The 19,579-nt window shown below is 73.5% G+C and carries 20 protein-coding genes; 13 read left to right on the top strand and 7 right to left on the bottom strand.

From position 1 onward, the window contains the following. Positions 1–148 precede the first annotated feature (148 nt). From dxr to TCUR_RS16585, 5 genes are all read left to right on the top strand, one after another. The gene (dxr, locus tag TCUR_RS16605) at positions 149–1,396 is read left to right on the top strand and encodes a 1-deoxy-D-xylulose-5-phosphate reductoisomerase (RefSeq protein WP_012853694.1); all 1,248 of its coding nucleotides are present in this window, start codon (positions 149–151) and stop codon (positions 1,394–1,396) included. A gap of 180 nt (positions 1,397–1,576) precedes the next feature. After that, positions 1,577–2,770, top strand: coding sequence for a M50 family metallopeptidase (locus TCUR_RS16600; RefSeq protein ID WP_012853693.1), 1,194 nt, complete (start codon positions 1,577–1,579; stop codon positions 2,768–2,770). A gap of 137 nt (positions 2,771–2,907) precedes the next feature. Continuing rightward, the gene (ispG, locus tag TCUR_RS16595; protein ID WP_012853692.1) at positions 2,908–4,077 is read left to right on the top strand and encodes a flavodoxin-dependent (E)-4-hydroxy-3-methylbut-2-enyl-diphosphate synthase; all 1,170 of its coding nucleotides are present in this window, start codon (positions 2,908–2,910) and stop codon (positions 4,075–4,077) included. A gap of 49 nt (positions 4,078–4,126) precedes the next feature. Then, positions 4,127–5,770 (top strand): alpha/beta hydrolase, encoded by a 1,644-nt coding sequence (locus TCUR_RS16590; protein WP_012853691.1) that lies wholly within the window; start codon positions 4,127–4,129, stop codon positions 5,768–5,770. A 48-nt stretch (positions 5,771–5,818) separates the two neighbouring features. Further along, entirely contained in the window at positions 5,819–6,661 is an 843-nt protein-coding gene (locus tag TCUR_RS16585) for a GNAT family N-acetyltransferase (protein WP_041442087.1), read from the top strand. Positions 6,662–6,678: 17 nt separating this feature from the next. On the opposite strand, the gene TCUR_RS16580 is transcribed toward TCUR_RS16585, so the two are convergent. Both TCUR_RS16580 and TCUR_RS16575 read right to left on the bottom strand, forming a co-directional pair. Next, entirely contained in the window at positions 6,679–7,080 is a 402-nt protein-coding gene (locus TCUR_RS16580; RefSeq protein ID WP_012853689.1) for a DUF3037 domain-containing protein, read from the bottom strand. Then, positions 7,077–7,910: a HipA family kinase gene (locus TCUR_RS16575; protein ID WP_012853688.1), complete on the bottom strand. Its 834-nt coding sequence runs from the start codon at positions 7,908–7,910 to the stop codon at positions 7,077–7,079. Before TCUR_RS16575 ends, TCUR_RS16580 begins: the two co-directional genes overlap by 4 nt. Positions 7,911–7,930: 20 nt before the next feature. Between TCUR_RS16575 and TCUR_RS16570 the strand changes: the two genes are divergently transcribed. From TCUR_RS16570 to TCUR_RS16555, 4 genes are all read left to right on the top strand, one after another. Next, positions 7,931–8,581: a cyclase family protein gene (locus TCUR_RS16570; protein WP_012853687.1), complete on the top strand. Its 651-nt coding sequence runs from the start codon at positions 7,931–7,933 to the stop codon at positions 8,579–8,581. Between the two features lie 197 nt (positions 8,582–8,778). Next, the gene (locus TCUR_RS16565) at positions 8,779–9,459 is read left to right on the top strand and encodes a PaaI family thioesterase (RefSeq protein ID WP_012853686.1); all 681 of its coding nucleotides are present in this window, start codon (positions 8,779–8,781) and stop codon (positions 9,457–9,459) included. 85 nt (positions 9,460–9,544) lie between these two features. Further along, positions 9,545–10,246 carry a response regulator transcription factor gene (locus TCUR_RS16560; RefSeq protein WP_012853685.1) on the top strand — a complete coding sequence of 234 codons (702 nt, stop codon included), beginning with the start codon at positions 9,545–9,547 and terminating at the stop codon, positions 10,244–10,246. Then, positions 10,243–11,580, top strand: coding sequence for a HAMP domain-containing sensor histidine kinase (locus TCUR_RS16555; RefSeq protein WP_012853684.1), 1,338 nt, complete (start codon positions 10,243–10,245; stop codon positions 11,578–11,580). Before TCUR_RS16560 ends, TCUR_RS16555 begins: the two co-directional genes overlap by 4 nt. Before the next feature lie 26 nt (positions 11,581–11,606). On the opposite strand, the gene TCUR_RS16550 is transcribed toward TCUR_RS16555, so the two are convergent. Further along, on the bottom strand, positions 11,607–12,503 hold the full coding sequence (locus TCUR_RS16550) for a LysR family transcriptional regulator (protein ID WP_012853683.1): 897 nt from the start codon (positions 12,501–12,503) through the stop codon (positions 11,607–11,609). A gap of 123 nt (positions 12,504–12,626) precedes the next feature. On the opposite strand from TCUR_RS16550, the gene TCUR_RS16545 reads away from it, so the two are divergent. Continuing rightward, entirely contained in the window at positions 12,627–13,307 is a 681-nt protein-coding gene (locus tag TCUR_RS16545; RefSeq protein ID WP_012853682.1) for a type 1 glutamine amidotransferase domain-containing protein, read from the top strand. A 391-nt stretch (positions 13,308–13,698) separates the two neighbouring features. Here the strand turns inward: TCUR_RS16545 and TCUR_RS16540 are convergent, their stop codons facing one another. Then, positions 13,699–14,277 carry a TetR/AcrR family transcriptional regulator gene (locus tag TCUR_RS16540; RefSeq protein ID WP_012853681.1) on the bottom strand — a complete coding sequence of 193 codons (579 nt, stop codon included), beginning with the start codon at positions 14,275–14,277 and terminating at the stop codon, positions 13,699–13,701. Positions 14,278–14,369: 92 nt separating this feature from the next. Here TCUR_RS16540 and TCUR_RS16535 point away from each other — a divergent pair, with 92 nt between their 5' ends. Further along, positions 14,370–15,788, top strand: coding sequence for an amidase (locus tag TCUR_RS16535; RefSeq protein ID WP_012853680.1), 1,419 nt, complete (start codon positions 14,370–14,372; stop codon positions 15,786–15,788). Here TCUR_RS16535 and TCUR_RS16530 read toward each other — a convergent pair. The 3 genes from TCUR_RS16530 to TCUR_RS16520 form a co-directional block, all read right to left on the bottom strand. Next, positions 15,782–16,543: a glucose 1-dehydrogenase gene (locus TCUR_RS16530; RefSeq protein ID WP_012853679.1), complete on the bottom strand. Its 762-nt coding sequence runs from the start codon at positions 16,541–16,543 to the stop codon at positions 15,782–15,784. The genes TCUR_RS16535 and TCUR_RS16530 overlap by 7 nt on opposite strands. 139 nt (positions 16,544–16,682) lie before the next feature. Further along, positions 16,683–17,369, bottom strand: a complete 687-nt coding sequence (nfi, locus tag TCUR_RS16525; RefSeq protein ID WP_012853678.1) for a deoxyribonuclease V — start codon at positions 17,367–17,369, stop codon at positions 16,683–16,685. A gap of 25 nt (positions 17,370–17,394) precedes the next feature. Then, positions 17,395–18,582 (bottom strand): serine hydrolase domain-containing protein, encoded by a 1,188-nt coding sequence (locus TCUR_RS16520; protein WP_012853677.1) that lies wholly within the window; start codon positions 18,580–18,582, stop codon positions 17,395–17,397. 129 nt (positions 18,583–18,711) lie between these two features. On the opposite strand from TCUR_RS16520, the gene TCUR_RS16515 reads away from it, so the two are divergent. Both TCUR_RS16515 and TCUR_RS16510 read left to right on the top strand, forming a co-directional pair. After that, positions 18,712–19,167 carry a flavodoxin family protein gene (locus tag TCUR_RS16515; RefSeq protein WP_012853676.1) on the top strand — a complete coding sequence of 152 codons (456 nt, stop codon included), beginning with the start codon at positions 18,712–18,714 and terminating at the stop codon, positions 19,165–19,167. 78 nt (positions 19,168–19,245) lie between these two features. Beyond that, positions 19,246–19,545, top strand: a complete 300-nt coding sequence (locus TCUR_RS16510; protein ID WP_041442083.1) for a Dabb family protein — start codon at positions 19,246–19,248, stop codon at positions 19,543–19,545. Positions 19,546–19,579 lie beyond the last annotated feature (34 nt).

Here is a 19,579-nt window from a genome sequence, read left to right as displayed (position 1 = left end):
CCACGCCGTGGCAGGACGGAATTCACAGAAAGAATCCACATGAACGCTTTCTGTGATTGGAGGAGTGCTTCCCGGGCAGGCCGAGGGCCAAGCCCAAAAACGCGGCAAGCCGTACGGGGCGCATCGGGACGGACGGGACAATGGCAGCATGATGGCTGCCTCCTCACAGAACGCGCCCGGCTGTTCCAGCGGCCGCGACCGGCGCGACGTCGTGCTGCTGGGCTCCACCGGCTCGATCGGCACCCAGGCCCTGGATGTGATCCGCCGCAACCCCGACCGGTTCCGGGTGACCGGCCTGGCCGCCGGCGGCGGACGGGTGGACCTGCTGGCCGCCCAGGCCCTGGAGTTCCGCCCGGAGGTGGTGGCGGTGGCGCGCGCCTCGGCCGCCCAGGACCTGCAGCTGGCCTTCTACGCCGAGGCGCAAAAACGCGGCTACAGCTCCGGCGACTACCCGATCCCCAAGATCGTGGCCGGACCGGAAGCCGTCGCCGAGGTGGCGGCCTGGCCGTGCGACCTGGTGCTCAACGGGGTGACCGGGGCGCTGGGCCTGTCGTCCACGCTGGCGGCCCTGGAGGCCGGACGGACGCTGGCGCTGGCCAACAAGGAGTCGCTGATCGTCGGCGGTCCGCTGGTCAAGCGGCGGGCCGCGCCCGGGCAGATCGTCCCGGTCGACTCCGAGCACTCGGCACTGGCCCAGTGCCTGCCGGGGTGGACCTACGGCGACGCCTCCGCCACCGCCCGGGTGCGCCGGATGGTGCTGACCGCCAGCGGCGGGCCGTTCCGCGGCCGCAGCCGCGCCGAACTGGCCGACGTCACCCCCGAGCAGGCGCTGGCCCACCCCACCTGGGACATGGGGCCGGTCATCACCATCAACTCCGCCACGCTGGTCAACAAGGGCCTGGAGGTCATCGAGGCGCACCTGCTGTTCGACGTGCCGTTCGAGAAGATCACGGTGATGGTGCACCCGCAGTCGGTGATCCACTCCATGGTGGAGTTCATCGACGGCTCCACCATCGCCCAGGCCAGCCCGCCGGACATGCGGCTGCCGATCGCCTTGTCGCTGACCTGGCCGGACCGCCTGGCCGACGCCGCGCCCGCCGTCGACTGGACCAAGGCCCACACCTGGGAGCTGCAGCCGCTGGACGATGAGGCGTTCCCGGCCGTGGCGCTGGCCCGGCACGTGGGCGAGCTGGGCGGCACCGCGCCGGCCGTCTACAACGCCGCCAACGAAGAGTGCGTGGAGGCGTTCCGCGCCGGCCGGCTGCCGTTCACCGGGATCGTGGACACCGTCGCACGGGTGGTCGAGGAGCACCAGGTGACCTCCGCGGACCTCACTCTCGACGACGTGCTCGCCGCCGACGCCTGGGCCAGGGCGCGCGCCCGGGAACTGACCTGACCGCCCGGCCCCGCCGGGAGCCCAAAAGCACGCTCGGGGATCGCCGGGCCCGCCGCCGGCATGTCGTCTCTGCGGCGGGTACGGGTACGTCTCGCCCAGAACTGGCCCGCAAACGGTGCCGTGACCCGGGACGTCCGGGATTCCATGGCGGGCGGCCCGCGGCGGACGAAGGCGCACGCGATGGCCTATCTGCTCGGCGTCGTGGCGTTCGTCGCCGCGCTGGTGCTGTCGGTGACGCTGCACGAGGCCGGGCACCTGGTCGCCGCCAAGCGGTTCGGGATGAAGGCCACCCAGTTCTTCGTCGGCTTCGGCCCCACGCTGTGGTCGCGGCGGCACGGGGAGACCGAGTACGGGGTCAAGGCGATCCTGCTCGGCGGGTTCGTGCGCATCGTCGGCTACACCACGCTGGAAAAGCTCGATGAGGCCGACCGGCCCCGCGCTTTCTACCTCCAGCCCGCCCGTCGCCGCGCGGTGGTGATCGTCGCGGGCGTGGCGGCCAATCTGCTGCTGGCGTTCGTGCTGCTGGTGGCGTTGGCCACGGTGGTGGGGGTGCGCCAGGCGGGCACCGCCACCACCGTCGTCGAGCGGGTCAGTGCCTGCGTCCCCGAACGCCTGGGCGGCCGGTGCGCCCCCGGCCGTCCGCCGTCCCCGGCACGGGCGGCCGGGCTGCGGTCCGGCGACCGCATCGTCTCCTTCGCCGGGCGGCCGGTCGGCGGCTGGCAGGAGCTGCGCGCGGCGATCCGGGCGGCGCCCGCCGGGCGGGCCGTCCCGGTGGTGGCCGAGCGGGACGGGACCCGCCGCGCCTTCCAGGTGCGTCTGGCCGAGGTGGACGGCGAGCCGTTCCTGGGCGTGACGGCCCGCGTCGTCGGCGTCCGCTACGACCGGCTCGGCCCCGGCGAGGCGGTCGTCTTCGCGCTCAAGGGCATCGCGGTGACCGTCGCGCAGATGGGCAGGGCGCTGGCCGCCCTGCCCGCCGCGCTGCCGGAGCTGTTCTCCCCGCAGCGGGGCCAGAGCGCAGGCGGCCAGATCGGCAGCGTGGTCGGCGCCGGCCAGATCTCCGGGGAGATCTTCGCCTCCGGCGGCTCCTGGCGGGACGCCGCGGGCCCCTACCTGGCCCTGGTCGCCTCGATCAACGTCTTCCTGGGCGCGCTCAACGTCCTGCCGCTGCTGCCGCTGGACGGCGGGCACCTGGCGGTGCTCGGCTACGAGCGGCTGCGGGCCCGCATCGCCCGCGCCCGCGGCCGCAGCGACCCCGGCCCGGTGGACATCACCCGGCTGCTGCCGGTGACCTACCTGGCGGTGGTGCTGCTGGTGGGACTGGGCGTCCTGCTGATCGTGGCGGACCTGCTCAACCCGCTGCGGCTCTCCCCATGAGCCCCTTGCGCCCCCGGCCGGCCGGCGGCGCAAGGGGCGCATTGCGGACGTCTTACCACGGTCATATGGGCCGGACGCATAGGCTGGGACGCGACCGGAACACCATCCGCACCCACTTGCAGCTTGAGAAGAGAGCGATGAGCGTTCAACTCGGTATGCCCGCAGTCCGTGCCCAGACTCCCGCGCTGGCGACCCGCCGCAAGTCGCGGCAGGTCATGGTGGGATCGGTGCCGGTGGGCGGGGACGCCCCGGTGTCGGTGCAGTCGATGACCACCACGCCCACCGCCGACGTCAACGCCACGCTGCAGCAGATCGCCGAGTTGACCGCGGCGGGCTGCCAGATCGTGCGGGTGGCGGTGCCCTCCCAGGACGACGCCGACGCGCTGCCCAAGATCGCGGCCAAGGCGCCCATCCCGGTGATCGCCGACATCCACTTCCAGCCCAAGTACGTGTTCGCGGCGATCGACGCCGGGTGCGCGGCGGTGCGGGTCAACCCCGGCAACATCAAGAAGTTCGACGACAAGGTCGGGGAGATCGCCAAGGCGGCCTCCGAGGCCGGGGTGCCGATCCGCATCGGCGTCAACGCCGGATCGCTGGACAAGCGGCTGCTGGCCAAGTACGGCCGGCCCACCGCCGAGGCGCTGGTGGAGTCGGCGCTGTGGGAGTGCTCGCTGTTCGAAGAGCACGGCTTCCGCGACATCAAGATCTCCGTCAAGCACCACGACCCGGTGGTGATGATCCAGGCCTACCGGATGCTGGCCGAGCGCTGCGACTACCCGCTGCACCTGGGCGTCACCGAGGCCGGCCCGGCCTTCCAGGGCACCATCAAGTCGGCCACCGCCTTCGGGGCGCTGCTGGCCGAGGGCATCGGCGACACCATCCGGGTGTCGCTGTCGGCGCCGCCGGTGGAGGAGGTCAAGGTCGGCATCGCCATCCTGGAGGCGCTGGGGCTGCGCGAGCGCGGGCTGGAGATCGTCTCCTGCCCGGCCTGCGGCCGCGCCCAGGTGGACGTCTACACCCTGGCCCAGGAGGTGGAGGCCGGGCTGAAGGGCTTCCCGGTGCCGCTGCGGGTGGCGGTGATGGGCTGCGTGGTCAACGGCCCCGGCGAGGCCCGCGAGGCCGACCTGGGAGTGGCCTCCGGCAACGGCAAGGGCCAGATCTTCGTCAAGGGCGAGGTCATCAAGACCGTGCCGGAGTCGCAGATCGTCGAGACGCTGATCGAGGAGGCCATGCGCATCGCCGAGGAGCGGGGCGTGAAGGTCGACCCCGACGCCGAGGACGGCGCCGCCGAGGTCATCGTCTCCTGACCGTTCGGCCCTTTGCGCCCTGCCGCGCCGCTTTCGGGCCGCTTTCGGGGTGAATCGCGGAGACACGCACTTCCCCCACCCGCGCGACCTGGGCGGATACAACAGCGGGGTGCTGACGAACCCGCCATCGAGGAAGGCCGCCGGGCTGCTGGCCGGCGCCGCGCTGGGCGGCGCCCTGCTCGCCGTGCCCGCCGCGGCGCAGGCGCACGCCCCGTCCATCGCCTGGCGGCCCTGCCCCGCCCACGACCCGCACCTGGGGGACGCGCTCAAAGGGCTGGAGTGCGCGAGGCTGTCGGTGCCGCTCGACCACACCAGGCCGAACGGGCGGCGGATCACCCTGGCGCTCACCCGGGCCCGCCACACCGCCGCCAGGTTCCGGGGCGCGGTGCTGCTCAACCGCGGCGGCCCCGGCGCGGCCGGCCGTGACCTGCCCGCCCTGTTCACCAGGGCGCTGCCGAAGGACGTCGCCGCCTCCTACGACTGGATCGGGTTCGACCCCCGCGGAGTGGGCGCGTCCCGGCCCGCACTGGTGTGCGACACCTGGCCGCTGCACCGGGGCCGGGCCCGGCCCGACACCGTCCCCCGCAGCAGGGCCGCCGAGCGGGAGCTGCGGAAGCGGGCCAAGAGGTTCGCCGACGCGTGCGCCCGCAAGTACCGCGACCTGCTCCCGTACATGGGGACGCGGAACTGGGTGGAGGACCTGGAGGCCATCCGGGTCGCCCTCGGCCACAAGAAGATCAGCTACTTCGGCTACTCCTACGGCACCTACCTGGGCGCCGCCTACGCCACGGCGTACCCCGGGCGGGTGCGCCGCATGGTCCTCGACAGCGTGGTGCGGCCCAGCGGCGTCTGGTACGCCAACAACCTCGCCCAGAACGTGGCGTTCGAAAAGCGCATCCGGGCGTTCTTCGGCTGGGTCGCCCGCCACGACGGGATCTACCGGCTCGGCGGCACCGCCCGGGAGGTCGAGCGGGCCTACTACGCCGTCCGCAGGAAGGTCACCGCCAAGCCCATCGGCGGCCGGATCGGCCCCGCCGAGCTGGACGAGATCTTCCTGACCACCGGCTACTCCGACCTGCAGTGGGGCACCTACGCCAGGGCGCTGTCGGACTACGCCGTCCGTGGGAACCCCGGGGCGCTGCGCGCGCTGTGGAAGGCGCCCGACCGGGACTCCGACAACACCTACACGATGTACCTGGCGACCGAGTGCCGGGACGCCGCCTGGCCGCGCGACTGGTCGATCTGGCGCCGGGACGCCAAGCGCCAGTACCGGGCCGGCAACCGCTTCGAGACCTGGAACAACATCTGGTACAACGCCCCTTGCGCCTATTGGCGGGCGCCCGGCGGCCCGCCGCCCCGCGTGGGCAGGGTCCGCGGGGTGCCCCCGATCCTGCTGGTGCACGCCACCGAGGACGCCGCCACCCCCTACCCGGGGGCGCTGGAGACTCACCGGCTGCTTCCCTCCTCCCGGCTGGTCGTCCAGCGCGGCGGGGGCAACCACGGGCTGTCGCTGGGCGGCGACCGGTGCATCAACCAGGCGGTCGTGGCCTACCTGCGCAGCGGAGCCCTGCCGCCCGGCCGCCGGGGGGTGGACCTGACCTGCCCGGCGCCTCCGCCGCCGGCACCGGACTCCGCGGCCTCCCGGGCGCGGACCGCGGCACCCCCCTCGGCGACCTCGGCAAGGACGTCATAATCTTGAATCGTGGTGCCGAAGCTGGTTCGTGGCGGGTAAGCCATGCGGATGCTGGGATCGATGCCGGTCCGGGTCCTGGACGACCGGCACAGGGACACCGTCCTGGCGATCCTTGACTCCGACCCTGTCTCCAACGTGTTCGTCAGTTCCCGGGTGCGCGCGGCAGGGCTGAACCCCGACCGGCTCGGCGCCCAGATGTGGGGGTACATCCGGGACGGGGAGCTGACCTCGCTGTGCTACTCGGGGGCCAACCTCATCCCGATCGCCGCCGACTCTGAGGCGGTGCGGGCCTTCGCCGAACGCGCCCGCAACGAAGGACGGCGCTGCTCGTCCATCGTGGGGCAGGCCGATGCGGTGCGAGAGCTGTGGGACCTGCTGGCCCCCTACTGGGGGCGGCCGCGGGCGATCCGGGCCGTCCAGCCGGTGATGGCCACCTCCCGGCCCTCCCCGGTGCCGCCCGATCCCCACGTGCGGCGGGTCCGGATGGATGAGTTCGACATCATCTACCCGGCGTGCGTGTCGATGTTCACTGAAGAGGTGGGCATCTCCCCGAACGTGGGGGACGGCGGTGCGCTGTACCGGGCCCGGGTGGCCGAGCTGATCCGCGCCGGGCGCGCGTTCGCCCGCATCGAGAACGGCCGGGTGATGTTCAAGGCCGAGATCGGCGCCGCCACCCCTTACGCCTGCCAGGTGCAGGGCGTGTGGGTGCCTCCGGACCTGCGCGGGCGGGGCCTGTCGGTGAGCGGCATGGCGGCGCTGGTGGACGAGTCGCTGCGCACCATCGCCCCGGTCGTGTCGCTGTATGTCAACGACTTCAACGCCCGCGCCCGCGCCGCCTACCGCCGGGTCGGCTTCACCGAGATCGACACCTTCATGTCGGTGCTGTTCTAGGCGGTGTCCGTGTCTCTTTAGGCGCCCTGCGCCGTGCCGGGGGCCACGCGCACCAGCAGGTCCAGCAGGCGGTCCAGTTCCGCCTCCGGGTCGTCGGTGAGGCCGGCGTGGACCGGGCCCGGCTGGACGACGGTGCTGCGGGGGGCGGTCAGCCAGCGGAACCGGCTGCCGGGGGACTGCTTCCCCGCCGGCCCGGCCTCCCGGCCGCCGTGGCAGACGCAGCGCACGGCGTGCAGCGCCGCGCGCACCCCCTGCAGGTCGAGCGCCGGGTCCAGGGCGTGCAGGCGCCGCTCGTCCAGGTGGATGCGACAGCCCAGGAAGTCCGCGGCGCGGCAGTGCAGCACCACGCCCACGTTCATGGCCTCGCCGCGCTCGGGGCGGGGCACCACCCGCAGCACGGCGTACTCGAACGCGTTCATGTGACCGGGCCGCCCAGCCAGCTCGGCCGCCCGGCGGTGCGGCGCGGGGCGGGGGCGGGACGGTCCGGGCCGGCGGCCGACGGGTCGGGCAGCCAGGCGCGGGGGTCGGCGGCGCGGGCCAGCAGCGTCGCCACATAGGCGTCACGGACGGCCGCGGCGTCGGCGAAGCCCGGCTCCCCGCTCAGCCACAGGTCGGGCACCAGCGCGGTGATCTCGCGCAGCAGCTCCTCGGTCACCTGCGGCAGCAGCTCGGCCTCGGCCTCGGCCAGGTGGGTCGCGTACGACACCATGACATGATCGTCGATGTCGTAGGGCCGGCGGACCAATTCGGCGGCCTTGGCCCAGGCGTGGTGGAAGTACAGGCTGGCGCCGTGGTCGATCAGCCATATCCGGCCGTGCCAGACCAGCAGGTTGGGGTTGCGCCAGCTGCGGTCCACGTTGCCGATGAAGGCGTCCAGCCACAGCAGCCGGGAGGCCTGCTCGGGGTCGGCCGTCCAGCCGAGGGGGTCGTAGCCGAGCGAGCCGGGCAGGAAGTCCACCCCCAGGTTCCAGCCGGTGCTGGCCTTGAGCAGGTCCTGGACGTCGGGGTCGGGCTCGTGCCGGGCGATCGCCGGGTCCAGGTCCATGATCACCATGTCGGGCACCCGGAAGCCGAGGCGGCGGGCCAGCTCCCCGGCGATGATCTCGGCGACCAGCGCCTTGCGGCCCTGCCCGGCGCCGACGAACTTCATCACATAGGTGCCGAGGTCGTCGGCCTCCACGATGCCGGGCAGCGAGCCTCCCTCGCGCAGCGGCGTCACGTACCGGGTCGCTGTGACTAGGGGCAACACGGCACTTACCCTACGGGCTCATGACATGGGTCGATCTATCGGTGCCGGTGGTCACCGGGATGCCGGTGTATCCGGGGGACCCCGAGGTGGAGGTGGCGCCCGCGCTCACCGTCGCGGAGGCGGGGGTCAACGTGGCGCGGGTGCACCTGGGCTCTCATGCCGGAACGCATGTGGACGCGCCCTGCCACGTGGACGACTCCTGGCCCCGGCTGGATGAGCTGCCGCTGGACCGGTTCGCCGGGCGGGCCGTGCCGATGGACGTCCGCGGCCTGCCGCCGCGCACTCCCATCGGGCCGGAGCATCTTCCGGAGGGGCTGCGGCCGGGCGTCGTGCTGCTGGTCGTCACCGGCTGGTCGCGGCACTGGGGCACTCCCGATTATCTGGCGCATCCCTACCTGGCGGCCGAGACCTGCGTGCGGATCGCGGCGGCCGGGGTGCGGACGGTCGGCATCGACGCGCTCAGCGTGGACCGCACTCCGGCTCGGGGGGAGCAGGACTTCTCTCTGGCGGCCCACCGGGCGCTGCTGGAGCCGGGCGGGGTGATCGCCGAGAACCTCACCGGGCTCGACCGGCTGGTCCAGGCCCCGGCGGAGGCCGAGGTGTTCCTGTTCCCGGTGCGGCTGACGGGCGATGGGGCGCCGGTCCGCGCGGTCGCCCGCCTGCGGTCCTAGGCCCCGGCCGGTCGCACCGCATCCCGGCGGCGCGGCGGCTCCGCGCGCAGGGTCAATCGCCGTCCGGCACCTGAGCCGGGCCGATTCCCACGGCCTTCCCTTTTGCGGGACGCGAGAGCGGTGCGCCCCGGATGTCCGCTAAGTCAAAGCACCTTCTAGAATCCCGTTCAGTTTTTTTGAGGGGTGCGGGAGGGCGCATGACGGAGGTCGAGGCGGCCGGCGGCAGGACCATCGGAAGGCTCGAAGACCGCCGGTGGATCGGCGAGGAGCGGGCCGCGCAGCTGGCCGAGCTGGCCGCCCGGGTCCGGGAGCTGACCGAGGCCGTGGTGCTGACCGAGGTGGACTCCGCCGAGATCGCCGCCGTCGCCGAGCAGGTCGCCGCGCTGACCGCCCGGCTGAACGCCGCCCGCGACCAGTACCCGCCGATGGCCGCCGAGGGCACCAACGGCATGGTCCGGCAGCTGGCCAGCCCGGTGACGGGCCGGATCAACCCCATCGCCCCGCCGGTGACGGTCACCGTGTGCGAAGGCGGCGTGGTCCGCGGCGAGTTCACCCTCAACACCGTCTACGAAGGGCCGCCCGGGTTCGTGCACGGCGGCGTCACCGCGCTCGTCCTCGACCAGATGCTCGGCCTGGCGGCGGCCTCCGGCGGCGTGCCGGGGCTGACCGCCACGCTGGACATGTGCTACCGCCGGCCCACCCCCTATGGCGTCCCGCTGACCGTCGAGGCCCGCGTGACCCGCACCGAGGGCCGCAAGACCTTCGCCGAGGCGCACGTGCTCGCCCCGGGCGGCAAGGTGACCGTCGAGGCCACCGCGATGTTCGTGCGCCCGCTGTTCCAGCTTCCGCAGGGGACGGGGGCGTCCGAGAGAAACTGAAAATTTTTCTTCACTCTGTGCACGGCACCGGGAACAATCGTTAGGAGACAGGCAGAAGCGCACATAGTGGTCTACGGTGCGGGGCATGGCGACTGTGCTCGTAGTGGAGGACGATCCCAACCTCCGGGCCGCACTGATACGGGAACTGGACGCCCGGTCCCACACCGTGCGGAGCGCCGGCACCGCGATGGACATGCTCCGGGAGGTCGCGCGCAACCCGCCGGACCTGGTGGTGCTGGATCTGGGACTGCCGGACCTGGACGGCGCCGAGGCGCTGAAGATGCTGCGCGGCGTCTCCGACGTGCCGGTCATCATCGCCACCGCCCGCGACGCCGAGACTGAGATCGTCCGGCTGCTGAACGCCGGAGCCGACGACTACCTGGTCAAGCCCTTCACCGCCGAGCATCTCAACGCCCGGCTGCTGGCGCTGCTGCGCCGGGCCGGCCGGGCCGGGCCGACGATGCGGCTGGTGGTCGGCGGCCTGCAGATCGATGTGGACCGCCGCGAGGCGTCCTTGGACGGCCGCCCGCTGGAGCTGACCCGCCGCGAGTTCGACCTGCTGGCCTACCTGGCGGCCCGGCCCGGCCGGGTGGTCTCGCGCCGCGAGCTGCTGGCGGAGGTGTGGCACCAGGCCTACGGGGACGACCAGACCATCGACGTGCACCTGTCGTGGCTGCGCCGCAAACTGGGTGAGACCGCCGCCTCCCCCCGCTACCTGCACACCGTGCGCGGGGTCGGGGTCCGCCTGGCCGCCCCCGAGCCGGAGACCGCGACGGACTCGCCATGAGACGCGCGCTCGGGCTCGTCGCGCTGGCCGTCACCTCCATGGTGGCCCTGGCCTTCTTGATCCCGCTGGCGTTCGCCGTCCGGGAGATGACCCGGGACCGGGCGCTCGGCGCCGCCGAACGGGACGCCGCCTCCATGGGACCGGCGCTGGCGCTGTCGACCAGGCCCCCCGACATCGAGCGCGCCATGTCGGCCACCGTGGCCGGCCCCGCCGGCCGGATGGCGGTGCACCTGCCCGACGGCGCCGTGTTCGGCACCCACCGGACCGAACCGGCCCAGGTCCTGGAGGCGTCCCGGCGGGAGACGGTGTCCACCGTGGAGGTCCCCGGCGGGCACGCGGTGCTGCAGCCGGTCGCGCTCGCCGAGGGGCAGATGGCCGTGGTCGAGGTCTTCCTGCCCGGCGGCGAGCTCACCCGGGGCGTGTGGAAGGCGTGGCTGGCGATGGCCGGGGTGGGCGTGGTGCTGGTCGCCGGGTCGGTGGTGGCCGCCGACCGGATGGGCACCCGGGTGGTGCGCGCCACCCAGCGCCTGTCGGACGCCGCCGCCGCGCTCGGCGAGGGGGACCTGAGCGTGCGCATCGAGGACTCCGACGGGCCCCCCGAGCTGGTCAACGCCGGGCGCGCCTTCAACGCCATGGCCGACCGGGTGGCCAAGCTGCTGGCCGCCGAGCGCGAGATGGCCGCCGACCTGTCCCACCGGCTGCGCACCCCGCTGGCCGCGCTGCGCCTGAACGCAGAGTCCCTGCCGCCGGGGGCCCTGGGCGACCAGACCCGGGAGGCCGTCGACCGGCTGGAACGCGAGATCGACATGATCATCCGCGCGGTGCGCAACCCGGCCGGGCGGGGCAGCTGCGACGCCGCCCAGGTGCTGCGCGACCGCATCGCCTTCTGGTCGGCCCTGGCCGAGGACGAGGGACGCAACTGCGAGCTGATCGGCGCCGACCGCCCGGCCCCGGTGCCGCTGCCGGCCGCCGAGCTGGAGGCCGCCGTGGACGCCCTGCTGGGCAACATCTTCCGGCACACCCCAGAAGGCACCGACTTCGCCGTCACCTTGCACGTCGGCGAGGGCGTCACCGGCATCCTGGTCGCCGACGCCGGGCCGGGCATCGCCGACCCGCAGGCCGCCCTGGAACGCGGACGCAGCGGCCGCGGCTCCACCGGGCTCGGGCTGGACATCGCCCGCCGTGCCGCCGAGTCCACCGGCGGCCACCTGCGCATCCACCGTTCCGTGCTGGGCGGCGCCCAGGTCCAGCTGTGGCTGCGCACCGGCGAGCGCCCCCCGGCCCGCCGCTCGCGCCGCTCCCGCCGCCGCACCCGCTCCCGCGCCCGCGCCTGAACGCACGTCCGGAAAAGGCCCGGGGATCACCAGGAGCGGGCCTGGGCCAGCAGGTGGTCGCGCACCGCCGCGATGTGCGGCAGGTCGGCGGTGCCGGTGCGGGCCGCCAGGAAGAGCGTGTTGATCGGCGGGACCTCCGGCTGGAGCAGGGCGACCAGCTCGCCCGAGGCCAGCTGCTGTTCGCACAGGTAGCGGGGGAGCACGGTGACGCCGGCGCCGGCCGCCGCGGCGGCCAGGACCCCGCGCAGGTCCGGGACGACCACGGCGGCCTGGCCGGAGGGCCGCCCGCCGAACACCGTGCGCCAGTAGCGGCGGATGATCGGCAGGTCCTCGGCGTAGGAGATCAGCGGGACGCCGCGCAGCGCGGCGGCCGGCTCGCGGGCCAGGTGCTCGCGGTCGATCCGCTCGGCCCAGCAGGCGGCGGCCACCAGGACGAACTCCTCGTCGGTCAGCGGGACGGCGGTGATCGCCCGGCCGCGCGGCCGGATCGCGGAGACGACCAGGTCGAACCGGCCCGCCGCCAGCCCCGACAGCAGCTCCTCGGCCAGCCCCACGCCGACGCGCAGCCGCAGGCCGCGCCGCACCGGCTCGGCCAGCGCCGGCAGCACCCGCACGGCGGTGAACTCGGCGGGCCCGCCCAGGTGCACCGGCCTGGCGAAGGGGTCGCCGGGGCCGATCCGGCGTTCGGTGATCGCGACCAGCGCGTCCACGTGGGGCGCCACCTGGCGGGCCAGCTCGTCGGCGACCGCCGTCGGCACGACGCCGCGCGCCGTCCGCTGGAACAGCTGCCGGCCCAGCCGTTCCTCCAGCGTCCGGATCTGGGCGGTGACGGCGGGCTGCGACAGCCCCAGGTGCGGTGCCGCACCGGTCAGCGATCCGGCCCGGTACACCTCCAGGAACGTGCGCAACAGGGACAGGTCCATTCGCCGCTCCATCGAAAAACTTATGGCAGTCAGTGAAAAGGCTATTGGTTCACCAATGGCTTGAACGCTTAACGTCAAGGCCGCAGGCACGACGTCGTAAGCGACAGATCCAGGAGTGGCCTCATGTCCCGCGACAGCGCGATCCTGTTCGCCCTGACCAGTCACGGCCGGCTCGGCGACACCGGCCGCGCCACCGGCTTCTTCCTGCCGGAGGCCGCCGAGCCCTGGAAGGTCTTCCGCGACGCCGGCTACCGGGTCGACCTGGTCTCCCCGCGCGGCGGCAGGCCGCCGATGTACGGCCAGGACCCCGGCGACCCGGTCCAGCGGGAGTTCCTGGAGGACCCGCAGATCGCCCGGGCGCTGGCCGCCACGCCGCGCTCCGACCAGGTCGACCCCTCCGGCTATGCCGCGATCTTCTACGTCGGCGGCCACGGCACCATGTGGGACTTCCCGCAGGACGCCGCGCTGGCGGCGGCCGCCCGCCGCATCTACGAGGCGGGCGGCGTGGTGGCGGCGGTCTGCCACGGCCCGGCGGGGCTGCTGCCCATCACCCTCTCGGATGGCCGTCCCCTGGTGGAGGGCAGGGACCTGACGTCCTTCACCAACGAGGAGGAGGCCGACCAGGGGCTGACCGACGTGGTCCCCTTCCTGCTGAGCGACGCCTTGGAGAAGCTCGGGGCGCGCCACCACGGCAAGCCCGCCTACCAGGCCAACGTGGTGGTGGACGGCCGTCTGATCACCGGGCAGAACCCGGCCTCCTCCACCGGCGTCGCCGAGGCGGTCGTCGCCGCCCTGTCCGGCTGAACGGCTCTTTCGGGCCGGTGCGCCCTTTCGCCGGGACGACCGGGCGGTGTTCCTCCCACTCCGGCGTTTCCGCAGGTGTGGACGTTTTTAAACGGCTCGTCCAAAAAACCCGATGGGCAAACTGCCGTAAGCGTGCCTCAGGGATGACTTAAGCGAGCGTTAAGAACCTTCTTCGGCGGGGGCGTGCTTCCTAGCGTTGGGGGTGTCGGAAAGGCGAGACCACGGAGGTACACCGGCTGGAGAAAGCGAACGTCGACTGAGGTTCCCGACTCAGGTTCCTGACTGAGGCTAGGCGATCGGCTCGTACGGCCCAAACCCCGCTCTTGGGCCGCACGGGCCGATCGTCATTTCACGGAAAGCCGTTATGAGGAAAGGCGTTGCAGGCGGCAGATCACCGTTCGCGGGGGAGCGCGCCGTGCAGCAGCAGCCGGAAGGCGTCGGCGGTGCCCGAGGCGCTGTCGTCCCCGGTGGCCAGGCGGCGGACGGCCAGCCCGAAGAGCATGGCGACCACGGCGGGAGCGTGCCGTTCGGCGTCGGGAATGCCCAGCGCGGTCAGCACCGCGGCGGCCAGCCGGTCGTAGGCGGCGATCGAGCGGGCCGAGGCGTCGGCCACCTCCGGGTCGCGGGCCGCGTGCAGGTGCAGTTCCAGGTTGGCGATCTGCTCGGGGCCGTAGGCGAACTCGACGATGGCCTTTTCGACCTCTTCGGCGACCTGGTCGAGGCTGATGCCGGTGGCGCGCAGCCGCTCGACGTGACCGGCGATGCGGGCGATGTCGTCTTCGACGAAGGCGCGCAGGCTCTCCCGCAGCAGGTCGGCCTGGCTGGGGAAGTGGTAGGTGAGCGAGCCCAGCGAGACCCCGGCGGCCTTGGCGACCGCACGGTTGGTGACCGCGCCGATGCCCTGCTCGCCGATGAGACGCAGGGTGGCGCGCAGGATCCGGTCACGCGCCGCTACTGGAGTGGTGTTCATCGTGGTCCCAGTGTCCCGCAGGAAAAAAGGGTCTTTGCCCGCCCATTGCCGGCCGGTTATCGTTCGTTCGAACGAACGATAGAGGAGGCGGTGTGTTGGACGGGCTCGGGCTGGCCGCGCAGGCCGAACTGCTGGCGCTGGGTGAGCTGTCGGCCGGGGAGCTGGTGGCGCACTCACTGGAGCGGATCGACCGCCTGCGGTCGCTGGGCGCCTTCCGGGTGGTGCGGGCCGAGGCCGCGCTGGCCGAGGCCGCCGAGGCCGACCGGCGGCTGCGCGCCGGGGAGCGGCTGCCGCTGCTGGGGGTGCCGGTGGCGATCAAGGACGACACCGACCTGGCCGGCGAGACCACCCCCTTTGCGGTGCCCGGCGATCACCGTCCCAAGGCCGCCGACGCCGAGCACGTCCGCCGGCTGCGGGCGGCCGGGGCGATCATCGTGGGCAAGACCACCACCTGTGAGATCGGGCTGTGGCCGTTCAGCGAGTCGCCCGGCTTCGGCGCCGCGCGCAACCCCTGGAACCCCGCCTACAGCCCCGGCGGCTCCAGCGGGGGCTCGGCGGCGGCCGTCGCCGCGGGCATGGTGGCCGCCGCGGTGGGCTCCGACGGCGCCGGCTCGATCCGCATCCCGGCGGCCTGGACCGGCCTGGTCGGCATCAAGCCGCAGCGCGGCCGGGTCTCCGGCTTCCCGCACCGCGACCCCTTCCACGGGCTGACGGTGTGGGGGCCGCTGGCGCGCAGCGTGGCGGACGCGGCGCTGCTGCTGGATGTGCTGACCGGCAGCCACCCCGAGGACGCCCACCGGCTGGCCCCCCCGGTCGTCCCGTTCGCCGAGGCGGCCCGCCGCGACCCGGGACGGCTGCGGATCGCGGTGTCCTTCCGCACCGCCTTCGGGGTGCCCGGCCGGGTCGACCCGCAGATCCGGGCGGCGGTGGAGCGCATCGCCCGCCGCCTTGCCGACCTGGGGCACAAGGTCTTCCCCGCCGACCCCGACTACGGGCTGGTCGGGCTGGGGCTGATCCCGCGCGGCACCGCCGGGGTGGCCGACTGGCTGGAGTCGATGCCCGGCGCCTCCCCCGAGCCCCGCACCGAGGTCGAGGCCAGGATCGGCCGGCTGCTGGGACGGCGGCTGCTGCCGCTGGCCCGCCGGATGGACCCGGCGCTGCGCCGCCGGGTGGGAAGGATCTTCCAGGTGGCCGACGTGGTGCTCACCCCCACGACCGCGCTGCCGCCGCCGCGGGTGGGCGCCTACGACGGGGCGACCTGGCGCCGCACCCAGTCGGCCGCCGCGGCGGCCTGCCCGTACGCCTGGCCGTGGAACGTGCTGGGCTGGCCGGCGATGAGCGTGCCGGCCGGGATGACCGCCGAGGGGCTGCCGATCGGCGCCCAGCTGCTGGCGCACGACTCCGAAGAGGCGCTGCTGATCTCCCTGGCCGCCCAGCTGGAGGCGGTCGAGGGCTGGCACGAGCGCCGCGCGCCCTTGAAGGAGCTCAGCAGCCCTGAGGGAGCTCAGTAGCCCGCGCCGGTGAGCATCCCGCCGTCCACCAGCACCTCGCTGCCGGTGCAGTAGGAGGAGTCGTCGGAGGCCAGGAACGCCACCACCCCCGACACCTCGCGGGAGCGGCCCATCCGGTTCAGCGGCAGCGCCTTCATGAAGGACTCGGCGCTGTCGGCGGTCGCGGCGACCACGTCCGGGTCCATGACCATGGGGGTGAGGATGCCGCCGGGGTGGACGGAGTTGACCCGGATGCCGTACTGGCCCAGCTCCCGGGCGGCGGCCTTGGTCAGCCCCCGCACGCCGAACTTGCTGGCGCTGTAGGCGGCCAGCCCGGCGGCGCCGATGAAGCCCTCGGTGGAGGAGATGTTGACGATCGAGCCGCCCCCGGCCGCCTTCATCGGCTCGATGACCGCCTTGACGCCCAGCCACTGGCCGATGAGGTTGACCTCCAGGATCCGCCGGCACTCCTCCAGGCTCATGTCCTCGATGCGCTTGTGCTTGATGATCCCGGCGTTGTTGACCAGCACGTTGAGCGTCCCGTAGGTGCCCACGGCGGTCTCCACGGCGTTCTTCCAGTCGTCGGGGGAGGTGACGTCCATGCGCACGAAGCGCACCGCCTCGCCCAGCTCGGCGGCCAGCTCGGCGCCCTCCTTCTCCAGGATGTCACCGAACACCACGCGGGCGCCCTCGGCGACGAACCGCCGCACGTGCGCCTTGCCCATCCCCCGCGCGCCGCCGGTGATGATCGCGACCTTCCCGTCGAGCAGCCCCATCAGGCGTTCCTCCCGCTGTGCGTGCCGGTCACCGGGACCGCGGCCGCATTGCCCGCCGGATACGGGCCCGCGGCGGCGCCGGACGGTTCATCGCGGCAAACCTAACTACCGCTTGGTCGCCCGGCAAGGCTCCTCCCGATCACCGGGAACCCCGCTGCTCAAGGGCACGGCGGCTGAGCCGGTCGGCGCGCCGGGTGGTCTCCGGCAGCCGGTAGCGAGGGCTGAGCGCCAGCACCTGCCGGCAGGCGTTCTCCAGGCCGATGCGGTGCCCCACCGACACATAGACGGGACGGACGCCGTCCTGCGTGCGCAGCACCCGTCCCACCACCTGCCCCTCATGCCGCAGATCGGCGCTCGACCCGCGGCGCTCGCCGACCGGCTCGTGCGAGCCCAGCAGGTGGGTCTTGGCCACGCCCAGCGACGGCAGCCCGGTGAGCACGCCCAGATGGCAGGCCAGCCCGAAACGCCGCGGGTGGGCCAGGCCGTGGCCGTCGCACACCAGCAGGTCGGGCGTCACCGTCAGCTTCTTCAGCGCCTCGACCAGCGCCGGCAGCTCCCGGAAGGCGAACAGCCCCGGCACGTAGGGGAAGGCCGCCGCGCCGATGACGACCGACTCCTCCAGCGGCTGCAGCGTCGCCGCATCCAGCACCACCACGGCGGCCGCCAGCCGGTCGGTGCCCTTTTCGTAGGCCACATCCAGCCCGGCCACCGTGCGCGGTGCGGCCGGCCCGGGCGAGTCCAGGTCCAGCAGCGGACGCAGCTTCTGCTGGATCTCCTCGGCCTCCCCGGGCGTCGCCGGCCACGGATGCAGCGTTTCCACCTTCACGGCCCGGTACGCTACCGGGCGCGTTTCACCCCAGGCTGGAATAAAGGGCCTTGACGAGACGGTAGGCGCGCGTGTCGGCCGTCAGGGCACTGCCCATCAGGTTGGGGATATAGGCCAAGGACACCCCCGCCTCCATGTCGCCCAGCCCGATGGAGCCGCTGGCGCCGCTGTGCCCGAACGCCGTCTCCGCCGCCGCGGGCGGGGCGGCGAAGGCCATCGCGGGCCGCATGTACCCCAGCCCGAACGAGGTGTCCACGCCCAAGATCCGGTCGGGCCCGTTCACCCGCCGCCGGATCGCCTCGCGCAGCGTCCCGGGCGCCAGGATGCGCCCGGCGACCAGGTCCCGGTAGAAGGCGGCCAGCGCGGTCGCCGTCGTCACCATCCCGGCCGCCGGCCAGCCGCCCGCCAGCACGACCGGATTGTTGTAGCCGCCCTTGCCGGGGTGGGGGTTGTTGAGCGCCCGGTCCATGAGGGCGGCCTGCTCGGGGGTGAGCCGAGCGAGCCGCTCCAGCGCGCCGCTTCGCGCCTCGCCGGCGGGCCCGCCGGCGGATTCGGAGGCGCCTTCGGGCCGGTGCGCCGACAGCCGGGCGGCCCGCTCGATCACCTCCGGCGGCGCCCCGATCCACAGATCGAGCTCCCCGGCGAACTCGGCGCGGACGAACTCCCCGACCGTGCGCCCCGACAGCCGCCGGACGATCTCACCCGCCAGCCACCCGAAGGTCAGCGCGTGGTAGCCGTGCGCCTGCCCGGGCGTCCACACCGGGGCCTGACCGGCCAGCAGGGCGGCCATGGCGGCCGGATCGGCGGCCTCCGCCGCGCTCACCTCCCGCTCCAGCGCCGGCAGCCCCGCCTGGTGCGACAGCAACTGCTCGGCCGTCACCTGCTCCTTGCCGCACGCCCCGAACTCCGGCCACCACTCGGCCACCGGCCCGGTCAGGTCATAGGCCCCGCGCTCGGCCAGCGCCAGCGCGGCCGTGGCGGTCACCGCCTTGGTGCACGAGAACGCCACGCACGGGGTGTCCGGCAGCCAGGGCCGCCCGGTGCGCCGGTCGGCCACACCGCCCCACAGATCGACCACCAGCCGGTCCCCGGCGTACACGGCCACCGCCGCGCCCAGCTCATGACCTCGGGCGAAGGATTCCTCCAGGGCTTCGCGCACCGCCTTGAACGCCGGATCGCAGTGTCCGTGGACCGTGGTCTGCAGGCTCGTCACGGGGGGTCCTTTCACGAGGGGGCCACACCGAATGATGCTCGACTCGCCCCCTCGAGGTCGATATGCCCCCGCATAACCTCCCGCCCGCCGGTCTTGTGCCGATGCAGCCGGTCGCTAGGCTCGCCGGTGATGAAGAGACTGCTGATCGTCCATCACACCACCTCGCCGAACCTGCAGGCGATGTTCGAGGCGGTGCGCTCGGGGGCGTCCACCGACGAGATCGAAGGAGTGGAGGTCGTCGCCCGGCCGGCGCTGACGGCCGGTGCCGTGGACGTGCTGGAGGCCGACGGGCTGGTGCTGGGCACTCCGGTGAACATCGGCTACATCTCCGGCGCGCTCAAGCACTTCTTCGACCAGATCTACTACCCGTGCCTGGAGGCGACCGTGCGCCGTCCGTACGCGGCCTACCTGCACGGCGCCGGTGACGCGGCCGGGGCGCTGCGGGCGCTGGAGACGATCACGACCGGGCTGGGCTGGCGGGCGGTGCGGCCGCCGCTGGTGGTGACCGGCGAGCCCGCCAAGGCCGACCTGGAGGCGTGCTGGGAGCTGGGCGCGCTCGCCGCCGCCGAGCTGGCCGGGCTGTGAGCGTTTCGGAATGCCGCCCTGGCGGCGGATCGCGGCGGTTTCCAGCGTGGCGGGGCGGTGGGGCACTACGGTGACCCCATGAGTGGATTCCGCCATGTGGTGATGTTCCGCTGGGCCGGGGGGACGACCACCCGCCAGCAGGAGGAGGTCGCCGCCCGCCTGTCGGAGCTGCCCGCCCGCATCCCGCAGATCAAGTCCTACAGCATGGGCGTGAACGCCAAGGTCAACCCCGGCGGCTACGACTTTGTGATAGTGGCCGACTTCGCCAGCCGGGAGGACTACCTGATCTACCGGGACCACCCCGACCACCGCGCGGTGGTGAACGAGGTGATCCAGCCGCTGCTGGGCGAGCGCGCCGCCATCCAGTACGAGCTGTGAGCCCCGGGAACGGAGCCTGTGTCCGGGAGGCCCG

It is taken from the genome of Thermomonospora curvata DSM 43183, assembly GCF_000024385.1.
GTDB classification, from domain to species: domain Bacteria; phylum Actinomycetota; class Actinomycetes; order Streptosporangiales; family Streptosporangiaceae; genus Thermomonospora; species Thermomonospora curvata.
Note: the sequence above shows the minus strand (reverse complement) of the source record. Positions and strands in the feature narration are given on the sequence as shown.

What these genes read in the sequence shown, in the direction of transcription:
- dxr (WP_012853694.1), top strand. Translation starts at nt 149, where the DNA reads ATGATGGCTGCCTCCTCACAGAACGCGCCCGGCTGTTCCAGCGGCCGC.
- TCUR_RS16600 (WP_012853693.1), top strand. Translation starts at nt 1,577, where the DNA reads ATGGCCTATCTGCTCGGCGTCGTGGCGTTCGTCGCCGCGCTGGTGCTG.
- ispG (WP_012853692.1), top strand. Translation starts at nt 2,908, where the DNA reads ATGAGCGTTCAACTCGGTATGCCCGCAGTCCGTGCCCAGACTCCCGCG.
- TCUR_RS16585 (WP_041442087.1), top strand. Translation starts at nt 5,819, where the DNA reads ATGCTGGGATCGATGCCGGTCCGGGTCCTGGACGACCGGCACAGGGAC.
- TCUR_RS16580 (WP_012853689.1), bottom strand. Translation starts at nt 7,080, where the DNA reads ATGAACGCGTTCGAGTACGCCGTGCTGCGGGTGGTGCCCCGCCCCGAG.
- TCUR_RS16570 (WP_012853687.1), top strand. Translation starts at nt 7,931, where the DNA reads ATGACATGGGTCGATCTATCGGTGCCGGTGGTCACCGGGATGCCGGTG.
- TCUR_RS16565 (WP_012853686.1), top strand. Translation starts at nt 8,779, where the DNA reads ATGACGGAGGTCGAGGCGGCCGGCGGCAGGACCATCGGAAGGCTCGAA.
- TCUR_RS16560 (WP_012853685.1), top strand. Translation starts at nt 9,545, where the DNA reads ATGGCGACTGTGCTCGTAGTGGAGGACGATCCCAACCTCCGGGCCGCA.
- TCUR_RS16555 (WP_012853684.1), top strand. Translation starts at nt 10,243, where the DNA reads ATGAGACGCGCGCTCGGGCTCGTCGCGCTGGCCGTCACCTCCATGGTG.
- TCUR_RS16550 (WP_012853683.1), bottom strand. Translation starts at nt 12,503, where the DNA reads ATGGACCTGTCCCTGTTGCGCACGTTCCTGGAGGTGTACCGGGCCGGA.
- TCUR_RS16545 (WP_012853682.1), top strand. Translation starts at nt 12,627, where the DNA reads ATGTCCCGCGACAGCGCGATCCTGTTCGCCCTGACCAGTCACGGCCGG.
- TCUR_RS16540 (WP_012853681.1), bottom strand. Translation starts at nt 14,277, where the DNA reads ATGAACACCACTCCAGTAGCGGCGCGTGACCGGATCCTGCGCGCCACC.
- TCUR_RS16530 (WP_012853679.1), bottom strand. Translation starts at nt 16,543, where the DNA reads ATGGGGCTGCTCGACGGGAAGGTCGCGATCATCACCGGCGGCGCGCGG.
- TCUR_RS16515 (WP_012853676.1), top strand. Translation starts at nt 18,712, where the DNA reads ATGAAGAGACTGCTGATCGTCCATCACACCACCTCGCCGAACCTGCAG.
- TCUR_RS16510 (WP_041442083.1), top strand. Translation starts at nt 19,246, where the DNA reads ATGAGTGGATTCCGCCATGTGGTGATGTTCCGCTGGGCCGGGGGGACG.